Below are 17,592 nucleotides of genomic sequence, written 5' to 3'. Positions count from 1 at the left end.
CGACATGGACAGCCAGCAACAACTCGCCCCGGCCGGCGCGCAGCTCGAAACGAGCGGCGCAAGCGATTTCGCGGCCCTGCTGAACAAGGAATTCCGGCCGAAGAACGAGCGCGCGAAAGAGGAAGTGGAAGCCGCGGTGCGCACGCTCGCCGAGCAGGTGCTGCAGGACGCGAACATCGTGTCCGACGACGTGACGCAAACCATCAACGCCTACGTCGCCGAAATCGATCGCAAGCTCAGCGAACAATTGAACCGCATCATGCATCACGCCGATTTCCAGAAGCTGGAAGGCGCGTGGCGCGGCCTGCATCACCTCGTGACGAATTCCGAAACGGATCCGATGCTGAAGATCCGCGTGATGAACGTGTCGAAGAAGGAACTCGGCAAGAACCTCAAGCGCTTCAAGGGCGTGGCCTGGGATCAAAGCCCGGTGTTCAAGCGCGTGTACGAGGAAGAATACGGCCAGCTCGGCGGCGAGCCTTACGGCTGCCTGATCGGCGATTATTACTTCGACCACAGTCCTCAGGATATCGAACTGTTGCGCGGCATCTCGCAGATCGCGGCCGCCTCGCACGCACCGTTCATCTCGGCCGCCGATTCGTCGCTGCTCGGCATGGAGAACTGGAACGAGCTGGCGAACCCGCGCGATCTGTCGATGATCTTCACCACGCCCGATTACGCCGGCTGGCGCTCGCTGCGCGAGATGGACGACGCGCGCTACCTGGCGCTGACCATGCCGCGCACGCTGGCGCGCCTGCCGTACGGCGCGAAGACCGACCCGGTCGAGGAATTCGATTTCGAGGAAGACACCGAAGGCGCGGATTCGGCCAAGTACACCTGGCAGAACGCGGCGTATTCGATGGCGGTCAACATCAATCGCTCGTTCAAGCTGTACGGCTGGTGCACCCGCATTCGCGGCGTGGAATCGGGCGGCGCGGTGGAAAACCTGCCGGTGCACACGTTCCCGAGCGACGACGGCGGCGTGGACATGAAATGCCCGACCGAGATCGCCATCACCGACCGCCGCTCGGCGGAACTCGACAAGATGGGCCTGATGCCGCTCGTGCATCGCAAGAACTCGGACGTGGCGGCGTTCATCGGCGCGCAGTCGGTGGCGAAGCCCGAGGAATACGACGACCCGGCCGCCACCGCGAACTCGAACCTGTCGGCGCGGCTGCCGTACATGTTCGCGTGCTGCCGCTTCGCGCACTACCTCAAGTGCATCGTGCGCGACAAGATCGGCTCGTTCAGCACGCGCGAGCAGATGGAGAACTGGCTGTCGAACTGGGTCATGAACTATGTGGACGGCGACCCGGTGAATTCCAGCGAGGAAACCAAGGCGCGCAAGCCGCTGGCGGCCGCGCAAGTGGTGGTGGAGGAAGTGGAAGACAACCCCGGCTACTACACCTCGAAGTTTTTCCTGAAGCCGCATTACCAGCTCGAAGGCCTGACCGTGTCGCTGCGTCTCGTGTCGCGGCTGCCGTCCGGGCGCGCGGCCTGAATGGTTCAAGCGGTCTAACCGGCATTCCGGCCGGCGCGGCGACGCGCCGGTCCCCTCGTTCGTCGAACCGGCGAGCAATCTCATCAGCAACGCACAGAGGCAACTATGGCATTCGACATGCACCTGAAATTCGGCTCTGGTTCGGTCACGATCCAGGGCGCATCCAACCACTCGAAGCACAAGAACCAGGTGCCGATCATCGCGTGGTCGTGGGGCGTCAGCAATACCGGCAACCTGCACACCGGCGCGGGCTACGCGTCGGGCGGCAAGGCCAACATCCAGGACATCACCATCACCAAGTACATCGACAGTTGCTCGAACGCGATCCTCAACGCCTGCTGCACCGGCGCGCGCCTCGACAACGCGTTCCTGTACGTGACCAACGCCACCGGCCAGCAGACCGACTTCCTGACGCTCGAACTGAGCGAAGGCGTGCTGATCACGTCGGTGTCCACCGGCGGCACCGGCTCGGACGAACGGCTGACCGAGAACATCACGCTGCACTTCGGCAAGTTCAAGTATTCGTTCCAGCCGCAGGACGACGAAGGCAAGGCCAGCGGCGGCACCAAGGATTTCACGTACGACATCCAGCAGGTCGCCAAGCAGTAAGCCGCCAAGCCGCATCCGCGCCGCGACGGCGGATGCGGCGCGCCGGAGCCGGGCCTCGCGCCCGGTTCCGTTCCCAGCCCGCCCATCAAGGAATGTTTCGCCGTGAGCCCCCTTCCTGTCACTGCCAGCCCCGAAACGCTGCTCGCCAACGGGCAACTGGACGAAGCGCTGCGCGCGCTGTCCGCCGAGGTCAGAAGCCGTCCGGCCGACGCCCGCTTGCGGGTGTTCCTGTTCCAGTTGCTGGCCTTGCTCGGCGATTGGGCGCGCGCCGAACGGCAATTGGCAGTCGCGCACGAGCTGGATGCGCAGAACGCGCTGATGGCGAGCGCCTACGGCACCGCGCTGCACGGCGAGATCGAACGCGCCGCCGTGATGGCCGGCAGCGCGCTGCCGCCGCTCGTCGGCGCGGAGGAGCCATGGCATGCACCGCTCGTGCAATCGCTGGCGGCGCTGTGCAGCGGCCACGTGCAGGCCGCGCTGGCGCTGCGCAACGACGCGTTCGACGCCGCGCCCACGGTGGCGGGGCACATCGACGGCGAGCCGTTCGACTGGATCGCCGACGCCGACCCGCGCTTCGGCCCGTGCCTCGAAGTGATCCTCAAGGCCGGCTATACCTGGGTGCCGTTCTCGCAGGTCCGCTCGCTCGATTTCGAAGCGCCCAGCGACCTGCGCGACAAGATCTGGGCGCCGGTGCGCATCGGCTGGCAGGCCGGCGGCGAGGCGGTCGGCTTCGTGCCGTGCCGCTATCCGGGCAGCGAGCATTGCAGCGTCGCCGCGCTGACGCTGGCCGCGCGCACCGCCTGGGTCGAGCAGGATGCGGACTGCTTCGTGGGCCAGGGCCAGCGCATGCTGGTGACCGACCGCGCCGAGCATTCGCTGCTCGACGTGCGCTCGATCACGTTCGACGTGCGCTAGGCGCCCGGCCATGGCCGAACTCACCCCGCAGGAGCGCCTGCAGCCGTCGCTGCTCGACCGGCTCACCGACCTCGCGCCGCACGAGCCCGACGAAAGCCGCGAGCAGCGCGTGATCACCGCCGCGCGGCTGCGCGAGTGCGTCACGCGCGACATCGCCGCGCTGCTGAACTGCACGCGCCAATGGGATGGCGAGCGGCTCGACGAACTCGACGGGCTCGACCAGGTGCGCAACTCGGTGCTGAATTTCGGCATTCCCGACCTGGCCGGCGCGACGCTGTCGGGCATCGACGCGGGCACCTTGCAGGAGCGCATCCGCGTCGCGCTGCTCGATTTCGAGCCGCGCCTGATCGCCGACACCGTGCAGGTGAGCGTGCATGCCGACGAGGCACGCATGGACAGCCGTTCGCTGAGCTTCCGCATCGATGCGCAGATGTGGGCGCAGCCGATGCCGCTCGGCCTCTACCTGCGCACCGACGTCGATCTCGAAACCGGCGAATTCCGCGTCGCGCAACACTTCGGCTGATCGCTATGGATCCTCGTCTTCTTCGTTACTACAACCGCGAATTGCAGCACGTCCGGGAAATGGGCGCGGAATTCGCGCGCGCCTACCCGAAGGTGGCCGGCCGGCTCGGCATGGAAGGCTTCGAATGCGCCGACCCCTACGTCGAGCGCCTGCTCGAAGGCTTCGCGTTCCTGGCCGCGCGTGTGCAACTGAAGCTCGACGCGCAATACCCGGTGTTCACCCAGCATCTGCTGGAGATGATCTATCCGCATTACCTCGCGCCGATTCCGTCGATGGCGGTGGTGCAACTGCATCCCGATGCGAGTGAGGATTTGCCGCCGGCCGGGCATGCGGTGGCGCGGCACACGGTGATGCGCAGCCTGACCGGCTTCGGCGAGCGCACCGCCTGCGAATACCGCAGCGCGCACGAGGTGACGCTGTGGCCGCTCGAACTGAGCGAGGCGCGCTACTTCGATACGCCGGCCGCGCTGGCCGCCGCCGGCCTCGTGCCGCCGCGCCACCGCCCGGTGCGCGCGGGCTTGCGGCTGCGGCTGCGCACGCTGGCCGGCGTGCAGGCCAACATGCTCGCGCTCGACCGGCTGCCGGTGTTCCTGGCCGGCGCGGACGAACTGCCGGGCCTGATCCACGAACAATTGCTGGCGAATTGCGCCGGCTACACGGTGCGCACCGCGGCTTCCACCGAAGGCGAGTGGCTCGCCGACCATCACGACGCGGCGGCGCTGCGCCCGCTCGGCTTCGACGAGCACGAGGGCATGCTGCCGTACGGCGATCGCTCGTTCAGCGGCTACCGGCTGCTGCAGGAGTATTTCGCGTGCCCGGAGCGCTTCCGTTTCGTCGAGTTCACCGGGCTGCGCGCGCTGCTCGCGCGTGCGCGCACCACGGAGTTCGAGATCGTCGTGTGGCTCGATCGCAGCGTGCCGCGCCTGCACAACGCGATCGACGCGGGCAATTTCCGGCTGTTCTGCACGCCCGCCGTCAACCTGTTCGAGCGGCGCGCGGACCGCATCCATCTGCAAACGGGCAAGACCGAATATCACGTGATCGGCGACCGCACGCGGCCGATGGATTTCGAGGTGCACAGCGTGCTCGACGTGCAGGGCTACGGCGATCGTCAGGAGCCCGAGCAAAGCTTCCTGCCGTTCTATGGCGGCAACGCGCGCACCTGGCATGGCGGGCAGGCGGCGTTCCACACGCTGCGCCGCGAGCCGCGCCTGCTGTCGAGCCGCCAGAAGGAGAAGGGCGCGCGGTCGAGCTATGTCGGCAGCGAGACCTTCATCGCGCTGGTCGACGCCAACGACGCGCCGTATGCCACCTCGCTGCGCCAGCTCGGCCTGCGCGTGCTGTGCACCAACCGCGATCTGCCGCTGCACATGCCGGTGGGCAAGTCGTACACCGATTTCACGCTCGATACCGATGCGCCGGTGGCCTCGATCCGCTGCGTGGCCGGCCCGACCCGGCCGCGCGCGCCCACCGCGATCGGCGACACCGCGTGGCGGCTGATCAGCCATCTGCAACTGAATTACCTCTCGCTGCTCGGCGAGGACGGCGAGCAGGGCGCGGCGGCGCTGCGCGAGATGCTCGGCCTGTATCACGACGAGTTCGACGCCGCCGCGCGCCGGCAGATCGAGGGCATCAAGCAGGTGGTCGCGCGGCCCGCCACGCGCCGCATTCCGGTGCCGGGGCCGATCACCTACGGGCGCGGCCTCGAAATCACGCTGACCTGCGCCGACGCCGCGTTCGAGGGCGGCAGCGCGTTCCTGCTCGGCTCGGTGCTCCAGCACTTCTTCGCGCGCTACGTCTCGCTGAATTCGTTCACCGAAACGGCGCTGCGCACCTTCGAACGCAACGAGGTAGCCCGATGGCCCGCGACCCCCGGCAAGCGTCCGATCCTGTGACGGCCCGCGCCGGCGAGGCCGCCGCCGAGCTGGAGGCGGCGCTGCACGCGCGCCCGTTCGATTTCGAATTCTTCGAGGCGATGCGGCGGCTCGAATGCGCGTATCCGGCGCAGCCGCGCTTCGGCCATTCGACCAAGCCGGCCGAAGACCCGGTGCGGCTCGCCCACGCCGCCTCGCTCGAATTCCCGGCGCGCAGCATCGAGCGCTTCGAGCCGGGCGAAAACGGCGAGCCGGGGCGGCTGCACGGGCTGTTCCTCGGGCTGTTCGGGCCGAACGGGCCGCTGCCGCTGCACCTGACCGAGCACGCCGTCGATCGGCAGCGCAATGCCAAGGACCCGACGCTGGTGGCGTTCGCCGACCTGTTTCATCACCGGATGCTGAGCCTGTTCTACCGCGCCTGGGCCGACGCACAGCCGACCGTGCAGTTCGACCGCCCGGCGCAGGACCGGTTTCGCACCTATATCGGCGCGCTGATCGGCATCGGCTCGCCGCAACTGGAGGGGCGCGACGCGTTGCCCGACGCCTACAAGCGCTTCTTCGCCGGGCGGCTGGTGCCGCAGGCGCGCAACGCCGAAGGCCTCAAGGGCTTGCTCGAACACTACTTCGAGGTGCCGGTGGCGGTGCAGGAGTTCGTGATCGGCTGGATGGCGCTGCCGCCGGAAGCGCACCTGCGCATGGGCGGCGCGATGGCGCAGATGGGCCGCAACGCCACGCTCGGCGCGCAGGTGCGCGGCGCGCAGCACCGCTTCCGGCTGCGCATCGGGCCGTTGAGCCTGAACCAGTTCAACCGCTTCCTGCCCGGCGGCGATGCGCTCGAGGAGCTGGTGGCGGCCGTGCGGCTGTACGTGGGCGGCGAAAAGGGCTGGGACGTGCAACTGGTGCTGAAAAAGGAAGACGTGCCGGGCATGCACCTGGGCCGCGCCGGGCGAATGGGCTTCAGCACCTGGATGGGCCGCTATCCGAAGCCGGCCGACGCCGACGAGGTGGTATTGACGCCGGTGGACTAGCGCCGGGCGGCCCGGCTTTGCCCCGGGTGAAACGCAACGAAGCGCGGCGCGGCCGGCGCTTCGTCACTTTGAACCGGTGGCCGCCGAGCGGCCGCCTCACTGTCTACAGGATGGATCATGGCCGAAATCAGTCGCGGCGCCTTGTTCGGCAAGCTCAATGCGCTGGCTTACCGCGGGATCGAAAGCGCCACCGTGTTCTGCAAGCTGCGCGGCAACCCCGATGTCGAACTGGTGCACTGGCTGCATCAGATCCTGCAATTGCAGGATTCGGACCTGCACCGCATCGTCCGGCACTTCGACGTGAACCCGTCGAACCTGGCGCGTGACCTGAGCGTCGCGCTCGACCGGCTGCCGCGCGGCAGCACGTCGATTTCAGACCTGTCGGCCGACGTGGAGGAGGCGGTGGAGCGCGGCTGGGTGTTCGCCACGCTGATGTTCGGCGAATCGCAGGTGCGCACCGGCTATCTGCTGGTGGGGCTGCTGCGCACGCGCCATCTGCGCCATGCGTTGCAGGCGCTGTCGGCGGAATTCGCGAAGCTCAAGCCCGAGGCGCTGGCCGACGGCTTCGCACAAATCGTGGCCGGCTCGCCCGAAGACAGCCTGCCGGCCACCGACGGCTTTCGCGCCGAGGCGGCCGCGCCCGGCGACGCCAGCGGTGCGCTCGCGCCGCCGCAGGCGAGCGGCCAGCAGGCGTTGCGGCAGTTCACCGTGGACCTGACCGCGCAGGCGCGCGACGGCAGCCTCGATCCGATCGTCGGGCGCGACGGCGAGATCCGGCAGGTGGTCGACATCCTGATGCGGCGGCGGCAGAACAACCCGATGCTGGTGGGCGAGGCCGGCGTGGGCAAGACGGCGGTGGTGGAGGGCTTCGCGCTGCGCATCGCGCGCGGCGACGTGCCCCCGCCGCTCAAGGACGTGGTGGTGCGCACGCTCGACATCGGCCTGTTGCAGGCCGGCGCGAGCATGAAGGGCGAATTCGAGAACCGGCTGCGGCTCGTGATCGAGGCCGTGCAGGCCTCGCCGCAACCGGTCATTCTGTTCATCGACGAGGCGCACACGCTGGTCGGCGCGGGCGGCGCGGCCGGCACCGGCGACGCGGCGAACCTGCTGAAGCCGGCGCTCGCGCGCGGCAACCTGCGCACCATCGGCGCGACCACCTGGGCCGAATACCGCAAGCACATCGAGAAGGACCCGGCGCTGACGCGGCGCTTCCAGACCGTGCCAGTCGACGAGCCGGGCGAGGACAAGGCGATCCTGATGATGCGCGGCGTGGCCGGCGTGATGGAGCGCCACCATCGCGTGCAGATCCTCGACGAGGCGCTGGAGGCGGCCGTCAGGCTGTCGCATCGCTATATCCCGGCGCGGCAGTTGCCCGACAAATCGGTGAGCCTGCTCGACACCGCCTGCGCGCGTGTCGCGATCAGCCAGCACGCCGTGCCGGCCGAGATCGACGATGCGCTCAAGCGCATCGAGGCGCTCGAAACCGAGCAGCGGATCATCGCGCGCGAGGCGCGGATCGGCATCGACACGGCCGCGCGCGAGGCGCAGGTGTTGACCGCGCTCGATGCGCAGCGCGCGCGGCTCGTGGAGCGCGAGGCGGTGTGGGCCGAGGAAAAGGCGTTGGTCGAGCGGATTCTGGCGCTGCGCGCGCAATTGCGCGGCGATGGGGAGGCGGTGGACGGCACCGGTGGCGGGCTGGATGCGATGGGCGATGAAACGCGGGGCGGCGCGTCGGTTGAGGAGCCTGCCACGGCGCGGCTGCAAGCACTGGCTGAAATGCCCGCCGTAACGCATCCGCAAGCACTGGTTGAAGCACCGGGCGCAGCACGGCCCCAAACACCGGCCGAAACGCCTGCCACGGCACGGCCGCAAGCACTGGCCGAAACGCCGGCCGAAGCAAGAGCGCAGGCACCGACCGATTCCACGCTCGACACCTCGCTCCCCCTCGACGCCACCACCCGCGCCGCCACACTCGCCGATCTCCAGCGCCTGCAAGCCGAGCTGGCCGCCTTGCAGGGCGAGACGCCGCTGATCCTGCCGAGCGTCGATTACCAGGCCGTGGCGGCCGTGCTGTCCGACTGGACCGGCATCCCGGTCGGCCGGATGATGCGCAGCGAACTGCGCACCGTGATGAACCTCGCGAGCCTGATCGGCGAGCGCGTGATCGGCCAGGATCACGCGATGGAGGCGATCGCCAAGCGCATCCAGACCTCGCGCGCCGGCCTCGACAACCCCGACCGGCCGATCGGCGTGTTCATGCTGGCCGGCACCTCGGGCGTCGGCAAGACCGAGACGGCGCTGGCGCTGGCCGACGCGCTGTACGGCGGCGAGCACAACCTCATCACGATCAACATGAGCGAGTTCCAGGAGGCGCACACCGTCTCCACGCTGAAGGGCGCGCCGCCCGGCTATGTCGGTTACGGCGAGGGCGGCCTGCTGACCGAGGCGGTGCGCCGCAAGCCGTATTCGGTGGTGCTGCTCGACGAGGTCGAAAAGGCCCACCCCGACGTGCACGAGATGTTCTTCCAGGTGTTCGACAAGGGCGCGATGGAGGACGGCGAGGGCCGCGCCATCAACTTCCGCAACACGCTGATCCTGCTGACCACCAATGTCGGCACCGACCTGATCGCCCGGTTGTGCCAGGACCCCGACCTGATGCCCGACGCCGACGGCCTGGCGCAGGCGCTGCGCGCGCCGCTGCTCGAGGCGTTCCCGCCCGCGCTGCTCGGCCGGCTCGTGACGATCCCGTATTTCCCGCTCAGCGGCGAGATGCTGGCGCGCATCGTGCGCTTGCAGCTCGACCGCATCAAGCGGCGCGTGGAGGCGCGCTACCGTGTGCCGTTCACGTACGACGACGCGGTCGTGCAACGGGTGGTGAGCCGTTGCACCGAAAGCGAATCGGGCGGCCGGATGATCGACGCGATCCTGACGAACACCTTGCTGCCGGCCGTCAGCCGCGCGTTCCTGACGCGCACGCTGGAAGGCGACGCGCTCGAATGCGTGAGCGTGAGCGTCGAGGGCGGCGATTTCGCCTATCGGTTCGAGGCGCCAATCATTGAATCGGGAGCCACCGCATGAAAGCCATTCCGAAGCGCCTCCACATCATCTGGATCGGCGGCGACATCCCGCCGCGCAACCGCGAATGCATCACGTCGTTCACCAAGCTGAACCCCGATTGGGAGATCAACCTGTGGATCGACGCGAACCAGCTGCTGACCGGCGAGCGCCGCCAGCAGATCAGCGAGCGATACAAGGCCGCGCACAACGGCGCGGCGGTACCGGCCGCCCACTGGCAACAGTCGGCCGACACGCTCGGCGAGCGGGGTGGCGACAACGCCACGATCGATTATCTCGAAACCTACCTGGGCCGGCGCGGCGAGGCGCTGGAGGGCAAACGCAGCCGCAACGCCAATTCGATCATGATGTTTTGCGAGGCCAACCGGATCAAGCTGCGCGAGGTGCAGCGCGACCTGAAGATCGGCAAGAACGCGCCGATCTATCGCCAGGAACTGGTCAATCGCGGCGGCAACTTCGGCGCCGCCAGCGACATCCTGCGCATCGAGATCCTGCTGCAACACGGCGGCATCTATGTCGATACCGACATCCGCTGCGTGCAGGCGCTCGGCGAGATCATCTGCCACCAGTCGTACCCGCGCTTCTCGTCCAGCTACGCCAGCGCGAGCTGGAAGACCGTCGACGAGCAGGGCTGGAACAGCGACGAGTGGTGGCAACGCACCGTCACCGGCGCGGACCAGCCGCAGATCAGCAATTCGGTGATCGCTTCGCACGCCGGCTGCCGGGGCCTGACCGCCTACAAATCGCTGATCCACAGCAATTACAAGGCGCTGAAGAAGCCCGGCGAGCTGCGCGACCTGTATGCGGCGAGCGTGCGCCACTCCACGGTCAAGATGACCGGCCCGACCGCGGCGGCCGAAAGCTCGGGCTTCAAGAAGATCCGCGACGCGTTCGGCGACCGGCAATTGCAGTCGCCCGACGCCGGCCAGCGGCTGGAGGATTCCCGCTTCCTGCGCGACAACTGGTACTTCCCCATGTACAAGGTGCGCGACCAGTATTTTCACGACTGGTTGTGAAGCGCTGCCGCCCGCGCGCGGGCGGCGCCGAAAACTCGATGGAATAGATCGCCGCCCCCGGTTGTTATTTGTCGTGAAGCTCATCGACACAGGCACGCGAATCATTCCATGGCTCACGCAATCACACTCAGTTCCAATGTCGGCAGCAGCCTGCTGTTCTCGAACCTGAGCGCGACCGAGGCGCTTGGCAGGCTGTTTTCCTACCGTCTCGAAGCGATCAGCAAGAACACGGCGGTGGACCTGCGCGCGCTACTCGGCACGCCGATGACGGTCAAGCTCGTCACGCCGCAGGGCTACACGCGCTATTTCAACGGCATCGTGTGCGAGGGCGAGCAGGCCGGCTTCGTCAATATCGACGGCGTGCGCTACGCCGTGTACCGCTTCGTGCTGGTGCCGAAGCCGTGGCTCGCCACGCGGCGGCGCGATTGCCGCATCTATCGCGGCAAGAGCGTGCCGCAGATCGTGCAATCGGTGCTGGGCGACATCGGCTACAGCGACCTCAAGCCGAGCCTGACCGGCAGCTATCCGCCGCGCGACTACTGCGTGCAATACCGCGAGAGCGATTTCGACTTCATCAGCCGCCTGATGGAGCAGGAAGGCATCTACTACTTCTTCACGCACACCGAAGGCACCCACACGATGGTGCTGGCCGACGCGCTCGGCGCGCACACCACGGTGCCGAGCTTCGAGCAGATTCCGTACGCGCCGCCCACCGAGCGCGGCAAGCGCATGAAGGCGTCGATCAGCGATTGGGAAACGGCGCGCGCGATGAACACCATGCGCGTGCAGCTCGACGATTACGACTACCTGAAGCCGAAGGCGTCGCTGCTGGCCACCGAGACGCTGACCGAGAGCGACGAAGCCTCGAACCTCGGCGGCCTCGACGCCTACGATTTCTCGTACGACACGGTGGGCTACGACCAGCGCCTGAGCGACGGCCAGCGCTACGCGCAGGTGCGTGCCGACGCGCAGAACGTGCCGCTGTTCACGAGCCGCGGGCAGACCGACGCATGCGGCCTCGCCACCGGAGCGCTGTTCCGGCTCAAGGATTTCCCGGCGGCCGAGGCGAACCAGGAATACCTGGTGATCGGCGCCGAGACGCGGCTGGTCGAGCCGGATTACGCGTCGGGCGGCGGCGGGGACGACGGCGAGCCGCCGTTCCACTGCGCGTTCCAGGTGATCCGCAGCCGCCAGCCGTTCCGCGCGATGCCGGTCACGCCGCGCCCGATCATCGCCGGGCTGCAGACGGCCGTGGTGTACGGCGACACGCCCGAGGACATCGCCGTCGACAAATACGGCCGCGTGCAGGTCACGTTCTTCTGGAGCCGGCCCGGCAAGCCGCACGCCGACAACTCGTGCCCGGTGCGCGTCGCGCAGTTCTGGGCCGGCAAGCGCTGGGGCGCGCAGTTCATTCCGCGCGTGGGGCAGGAGGTGGTGGTCAGCTTCCTCGACGGCAACCCGGATCGGCCGCTGATCATCGGCAGTGTGTACAACGCCGACAACATGCCGCCGTACAGCCTGCCCGACAACAAGACCCAGAGCGGGCTCAAGAGCCGCAGCCACGCGGGCGGCGGCAGCGAGGATTACAACGAGATCCGCTTCGAGGATCGCAAGGGCGACGAGCAGGTGCTGATCCACGCGCAGAAGGATTTGCGCGAGGAATCCGAACACGATCACGACGTGCAGGTGGCGCACAACTACACGCTGACGGCCGGCAACCAGATCAAGCTCGTCACCGGCCTGGCCAGCATCACGATGAACCGCTCCGGCGAGATCGCGATCCAGGGCACCAACCTGACGATCAACGGCGAGATGAACGTGACGCTGGCCTCGGGCCTCGCGATGGAAATCAACTCGAAGGCCAACCTCAACATCAGTTCGGTGGCGGCGATGGAAATCCTGTCCGAAGCCGATTGCCTCGTGCAGTCCACCAACCTGCAATTGATCGGCACGGCCACGGCCATTCTGGGCGGCGCCGCGCCGATGATCCTGTGAGCGCGCTGCTCGACGCCGCGCGGCAGATGAAGCTGTCCGCGCCGGCCCTGGCCCGCCTGCACGACGCGCAGGCGCCGCGTGCGGCCGTGCAGGCGCTGCTCGACGCGGGCCTGTGCGCCGACGCGTTGAGCCTGCTCGCGCGCCTGCTGCCGCATCGCTATGCGGTGGCCTGGGTGTGCCAGTGCGGCAGCCGCCAGACGCTCGACGCGCACGATCGCGCCGGGCTCGCGCTGGCCGAGGCCTGGGTGCGCGACCCGCGCGAGGCGCGCCGCGCCGAGGCCGCCGCGTTCGCGAGCGCGCATCGCTACCGCGGCATCGGCGCCTGGTGCGCCGCCGCCGCCGGCTGGACGGGCGGCGATCTCAATCCGCGGCACGCGCAACCCACGCCGCCGCCCGAGCACCTGAGCGCGCTTGCCGCGATGGCGGCGCTCGGCTACATGGCGGCGCTGGTGCCCGCGCAATTCGATGCCCGCCGGGCCGCGTTCGTCAACGACGCGCTCGGTCTGCTGGGCACGCCCGATGGTTTCGAAGGAGGTGATCAATGAGCAACGTGCAAAGCCTGATTCTGTCGGTGCAGGGCGAACGGGCCGAACGGCTCGGGGCGCGTCGCGAGCACACGTTCGATTGCCGCGACGGCAGCATCGGCCGTTCCGACGAGTGCGACTGGGTGCTCGGCGCCGATGGCGTGTCGCGCCTGCATGCGCTGGTGCGCTATCTGAACGGGCTGTATTTCATCGAGGATCGCAGCACCAACGGCATGCTGTTGAACGGCGCGTCGCTGCGGCGCGGCGAGCCGTCCACGCTGAAGCATGGCGACCGCCTGCAGATCGATACGTTCGAGATCGACGTGCGCCTGCAGGGCGAGGCCGCGACGCAATGGAGCGCGCTCGGCGACGACGGGCGCGCGGTGGCGGATACGGTGTCGCCGGTAGTGGGCGCGGCTTCGTCTTCGTCGTCTTCGATGTTCGAGGCGCAATCGGCGCCGAAGGCCGCGCCGGTCAAGCCGGCGCCGGCCGATGCGCTCGACTTGAGCCTGCTGCTCGCGCCGCGTCGCGGCGAGGCGGCGGGCAATGACGGCGACGGCCTGATTCCGGACGCTGCGCCGGGCGCGAGCCTCGATCCGCTCGCGATGTTCGACGCGCCGTCGTCCTACGACGAGGCGTCGTCGCGGCACGAGCCGCCGGCCGAATCGTGGAATCACACGCCGGCCGTGTCCGACCGGTTCCGGCCGCCGCAAGTGGAGGCGATGCGGACCAGCGCTCCGGTGCTGCCCGACGATTGGGACATGACCGGCAGCCGCGTGGTGGCGCGGGTGGAGCCGGTTCGGCGGGATGAGCTGAGCGTGCCGGAGGTGGGCGTGCCGTCGATGCCGCCGATTCAGCCGATTCAGCCCGAGCGGGCCGTGGTGGTGCCGCCTGCTGCGCCGGTCGCGATGGAGCCGGCCTCGCTGATCGACGCGCCGTCGCAGGCCGCAACGCCTCATGTCGTGCCGCAGCAGCAACCCGCGCCGGCATCGGCTGCCGATGCGGCATCGGCGCCGGCTGCCATCCCGGCACCGGCCTCGACCTCGACTTCAGCACCGGCCTCGACTCCGATTCCGACAGCGGCATTCGCACCGGCACCGGCCTCGTCTCCGGTATCGGCATCGGCATCGGCTCCGTCTCCGGCCTTGGCACCGTCACCGGCCTTGGCTCCGGCATCGGCATCGACGCCGGCACCCGCACCCGCTTCGACGCCCGCGCCGCAATCGCAATCCGTCCCCGCACCGCAAGCCTCGCCCCCATCCCCCGACCTCGAAGACATGTTCCGCATCGCCGTGGACGCGATGATGGACGTGCTGCGCGCGCGCGCCGAGCTGAAGAACAGCTTCCGCCTGCCCGCCACGCTGATCCAGCGCACCGAGAACAACCCGCTGAAGTTCGCGCCGACCGCGCAGGAAGCGGTCAAGCGGCTGTTCGCGCCGCCCGACCAGGGCTTCCTGGCCGGCAGCGCCGCGCTCCACGACGCCGCCGCCGACATCCGCAATCACCAGATGGCGATGCTGGCCGGCGTGCGCTCGGCGTTCCACTCGCTGCTCGAGCATTTCGATCCGGCGCGCATCGAGGAGGCCGAGGGCGGCAGCCCGCGGCGGCTCTCGCTGGGTGGCCGGTCGCGCCACTGGGAGCGCTACAAGGCGCAGTTCGAGGCGCTCACGCGCGACCCCGACGATTGCTTCCGACGCCTGTTCGGCGACGAATTCGCGCGGGCCTACGAGGAACAACTGGTGCGCCTGAAAAGCCGTCGCGACTGACCGCAGCCGCAGCCGTAGCGCACCACCCCCGCCGCCCGCGCCGGCGGCCACGCACACCGAACCCTGGATCGACGTATCGCCATGACCCAAAGCAACAAGATCGTATGGAGCGAAGGCCTGTTTCTGCGGCCGCAGCACATGCAGCAGCAGGAGCGCTATTTCGAGCGCTACGTGGAGCTGCGCTCGGGCGGCCTGCGCCCGCACGCCTGGGGCTTCCAGGAACTCGAACTCGAAACCGACCTGCTGGCGATCGGCAAGCTCGGCATCAAGCGCGCGAGCGGGGTGTTTCCCGACGGCACGCCGTTCTCGATGCCCGGCGACGATCCGCTGCCGCCGCCGCTCGACATCGAATCGAACTGGCGTGACCAGGTCGTGCACCTGACCTTGCCGCTGCGCTCGGTTACCCAGCCCGACAGCGCCTGGCCCTCCGCCACGGCCGATCAGCTGACGCGCTACCGCGTGCGCGAAACCGAGGCGCGCGACGCGTCCGGCAGCATGGACGGCCTGACCACGCTCGAAGTGGGCGGCATGAGCACGCGCCTGCTGCCCGATTCGCAGCCCACCGAGGGGCTGATGCGGATTCCGCTGGCGCGCGTGGTGGAATGCCGCGCCGACCGCCGCGTGATCCTCGACGACGGCTTCATGCCCACCGCGCTGCGCACCGAGGCCGCCGACCGGCTCGTCACGTTTCTGTCCGAACTGCTGGGGCTGCTGCACCAGCGCGGCGAGGCGCTGGCCGGCCGCGTGGTGGAAACCGATCGCGGCGGCGCGGCCGAGATCGCCGATTTCCTGATGCTGCAGGTGGTGAACCGCTACCAGCCGCTGATCGCGCATCTGGCCGCCGCGCCGCTGCTGCATCCCGAGGCGCTGTATCGGCAGTTGCTCGAACTGGCCGGCGAACTGGCCACGTTCACCGAGCCGGGCAAGCGCAGCCGCACGTTCACGCCGTATCGCCACGAAAGCCTGCGCGACAGCTTCGAGCCGCTGATCGCCGCGCTGCGCATGGCGTTGAGCGCCGTGCTGGAGCAGAGCGCCGTGCCGATCCCGCTGCAACAGCGCAAGTACGGCGTGTGGGTGGGCGTGGTGCCCGATCCCACGCTGCTCGACACGGCCACCTTCGTGCTGGCCGCCAAGGCCGACATGAAGGCCGAGGACATGCGCCGCCAGTTGCCCGCGCAATCGAAGATCGGCCCGGTCGAGAAGATCCGCGACCTGGTCAACCTGCAACTGCCGGGCATCGGCGTGTCGCCGATGGCGGTCGCGCCGCGCCAGTTGCCCTATACGTCGGGCTTCGTGTATTTCGAGTGCGACCGGCAATCGTCGATGTGGCGCATGTTGAAGACCTCGGGCGGCATCGCGATGCATTTCGGCAGCGGCTTCGCCGGCCTCGACCTGCAATGCTGGGCGGTGCGCACATGAGCACGAACTCCCGCAACGGCGAGCGCAATCCGCCACCCGACGCCACCGTGCTGCGCCCGCGCGAAGCGGCCGGCGCCGACGACGCCACGCGCATCGCGATGCCGCGCCCGGCGCAGGCCGCCGGCGCGGCCAACCACGCACGCACCGCCCGCGCCGAACGCCGCGCCGAGTTGGGCGATTTCATGAGCGGCGTGGCCAATCCGCTGGTGCGCGCCGCCAATCCGCTGCTGCTGCTGACCGTGCAGTTGCGGCACAGCGTGGCGCCGCCGGCCGATGTCGCCCGCCTGCGCGAGCAGGCCGTCGCGCAGGTGCGCAGCTTCGAGCATTACGCGCAGGACGCCGGCATTAGCACGCAGACGGTGATGGCCGCGCGCTACGTGCTGTGCACGCTGATCGACGAGGCCGTCAACATCGCGCCGTGGGGCGACCTGAGCGGCTGGGCGCAGAAGACGCTGCTGGTCACGTTCCACGGCGAAACCTACGGCGGCGCGAAGTTCTTCCAGATCCTCGACCGCCTGAGCGCCGATTTCTCGCGCCATCTCGACCTGATCGAGCTGATGTACATCTGCCTCGCGCTCGGCTTCGGCGGGCGCTATCTGGTGGAGCCGGGCGGCCTCGGCCGGCTCGCCGACATCCAGGACGACCTGTACCGCCGCATTCGCGGGCTGCGCGAGGCGCCGGCCGCCGAACTCGCGCCGCACTGGCGCGGCGTGGAGGATCGCCGCAACCCGGTGATGCGTCACGTGCCGCTGTGGGTGGCGCTGGCCGCCTCGGCCGTGATCGTGCTCGGCGCGTTCCTGTATTTCTTCACGCGCTTGAATGGCCTGAGCGAGCCGGCCAGCGCGCAGCTTGCCGCGATCGGCCTGGAGAACGCGCCGCTGCCGCAGGGCGGGGCCGCGCCGAAGCCGGCGCGCAGCCTCAAGGCGCTGCTCGGCCCGCTCGAACAGGCCGGCGCACTGAGCGTGGACGAGCAGGCCGACGGCCGCGCCACCGTGCGGCTGGCCGCCGGCGCGCTGTTCCCGTCGGGCGGCGCCGACCTCGCGCCCGACGAGATCCCGGTGCTGCGCCAGGTGGCCGCCGCGCTGAACCAGGTGCGCGGCCGCGTGATCGTGGTCGGCCACACCGACGATCAGCCGGTGCACTCGCTGCAATTCAAGGACAACTTCGCGCTGTCCACGGCGCGCGCCCAGCACACGCTGGCGATCCTCGCGCAAGGGCTCGACGATCCGCGCCGGCTGGAGGCGAACGGCGCGGGCTCGTCGCAGCCGATCGCCACGCCGCCGAGCCTGCCGGCCAACCGGGCGCGCAATCGCCGCGTGGAAATCCTGTACACCCCGGAGAACTGAA

The 17,592-nt window shown here is 69.0% G+C and carries 13 protein-coding genes; all 13 read left to right on the top strand.

The annotated features are described in order from the left end of the window. The first annotated feature begins 4 nt into the window (after positions 1-4). The 13 genes from tssC (at position 5) to icmH (ending at position 17,591) form a co-directional block, all read left to right on the top strand. Complete coding sequence (gene tssC / locus AB4851_RS15105) at positions 5-1,501, top strand: type VI secretion system contractile sheath large subunit (protein WP_414447894.1); 1,497 nt, start codon at positions 5-7, stop codon at positions 1,499-1,501. Positions 1,502-1,606: 105 nt separating this feature from the next. Then, positions 1,607-2,110 carry an Hcp family type VI secretion system effector gene (locus tag AB4851_RS15100; protein ID WP_414447893.1) on the top strand — a complete coding sequence of 168 codons (504 nt, stop codon included), beginning with the start codon at positions 1,607-1,609 and terminating at the stop codon, positions 2,108-2,110. 102 nt (positions 2,111-2,212) lie between these two features. Continuing rightward, on the top strand, positions 2,213-3,025 hold the full coding sequence (locus tag AB4851_RS15095) for a type VI secretion system accessory protein TagJ (RefSeq protein WP_414447892.1): 813 nt from the start codon (positions 2,213-2,215) through the stop codon (positions 3,023-3,025). Positions 3,026-3,035: 10 nt separating this feature from the next. Further along, positions 3,036-3,548: a type VI secretion system baseplate subunit TssE gene (gene tssE / locus AB4851_RS15090; protein WP_414441632.1), complete on the top strand. Its 513-nt coding sequence runs from the start codon at positions 3,036-3,038 to the stop codon at positions 3,546-3,548. A 5-nt stretch (positions 3,549-3,553) separates the two neighbouring features. Further along, positions 3,554-5,443 (top strand): type VI secretion system baseplate subunit TssF, encoded by a 1,890-nt coding sequence (tssF, locus tag AB4851_RS15085; RefSeq protein ID WP_414447891.1) that lies wholly within the window; start codon positions 3,554-3,556, stop codon positions 5,441-5,443. Next, positions 5,407-6,450 carry a type VI secretion system baseplate subunit TssG gene (tssG, locus tag AB4851_RS15080; protein WP_414447890.1) on the top strand — a complete coding sequence of 348 codons (1,044 nt, stop codon included), beginning with the start codon at positions 5,407-5,409 and terminating at the stop codon, positions 6,448-6,450. The genes tssF and tssG overlap by 37 nt, the downstream gene beginning before the upstream one ends. 117 nt (positions 6,451-6,567) lie before the next feature. Continuing rightward, complete coding sequence (locus AB4851_RS15075; RefSeq protein WP_414447889.1) at positions 6,568-9,528, top strand: AAA family ATPase; 2,961 nt, start codon at positions 6,568-6,570, stop codon at positions 9,526-9,528. After that, on the top strand, positions 9,525-10,541 hold the full coding sequence (locus AB4851_RS15070) for a TcdA/TcdB catalytic glycosyltransferase domain-containing protein (protein ID WP_414447888.1): 1,017 nt from the start codon (positions 9,525-9,527) through the stop codon (positions 10,539-10,541). The genes AB4851_RS15075 and AB4851_RS15070 overlap by 4 nt, the downstream gene beginning before the upstream one ends. Before the next feature lie 108 nt (positions 10,542-10,649). Next, positions 10,650-12,536, top strand: coding sequence for a type VI secretion system tip protein TssI/VgrG (gene tssI, locus AB4851_RS15065; protein WP_414447887.1), 1,887 nt, complete (start codon positions 10,650-10,652; stop codon positions 12,534-12,536). Further along, positions 12,533-13,081, top strand: a complete 549-nt coding sequence (locus tag AB4851_RS15060; RefSeq protein ID WP_414447886.1) for a DUF6931 family protein — start codon at positions 12,533-12,535, stop codon at positions 13,079-13,081. The genes tssI and AB4851_RS15060 overlap by 4 nt, the downstream gene beginning before the upstream one ends. Continuing rightward, positions 13,078-14,826, top strand: coding sequence for a type VI secretion system-associated FHA domain protein TagH (gene tagH, locus AB4851_RS15055; protein ID WP_414447885.1), 1,749 nt, complete (start codon positions 13,078-13,080; stop codon positions 14,824-14,826). The genes AB4851_RS15060 and tagH overlap by 4 nt, the downstream gene beginning before the upstream one ends. A gap of 81 nt (positions 14,827-14,907) precedes the next feature. Beyond that, entirely contained in the window at positions 14,908-16,245 is a 1,338-nt protein-coding gene (gene tssK, locus AB4851_RS15050; RefSeq protein WP_414441640.1) for a type VI secretion system baseplate subunit TssK, read from the top strand. Then, positions 16,242-17,591, top strand: coding sequence for a type IVB secretion system protein IcmH/DotU (icmH, locus tag AB4851_RS15045; RefSeq protein ID WP_414447884.1), 1,350 nt, complete (start codon positions 16,242-16,244; stop codon positions 17,589-17,591). Before tssK ends, icmH begins: the two co-directional genes overlap by 4 nt. Position 17,592: the final 1 nt, after the last annotated feature.

This window comes from Burkholderia sp. 22PA0099, assembly GCF_047497165.1.
Taxonomy (GTDB): domain Bacteria; phylum Pseudomonadota; class Gammaproteobacteria; order Burkholderiales; family Burkholderiaceae; genus Burkholderia.
The sequence above is the reverse complement of the archived record's forward strand: the minus strand, read 5'-3'. Positions and strand labels throughout refer to the sequence as shown.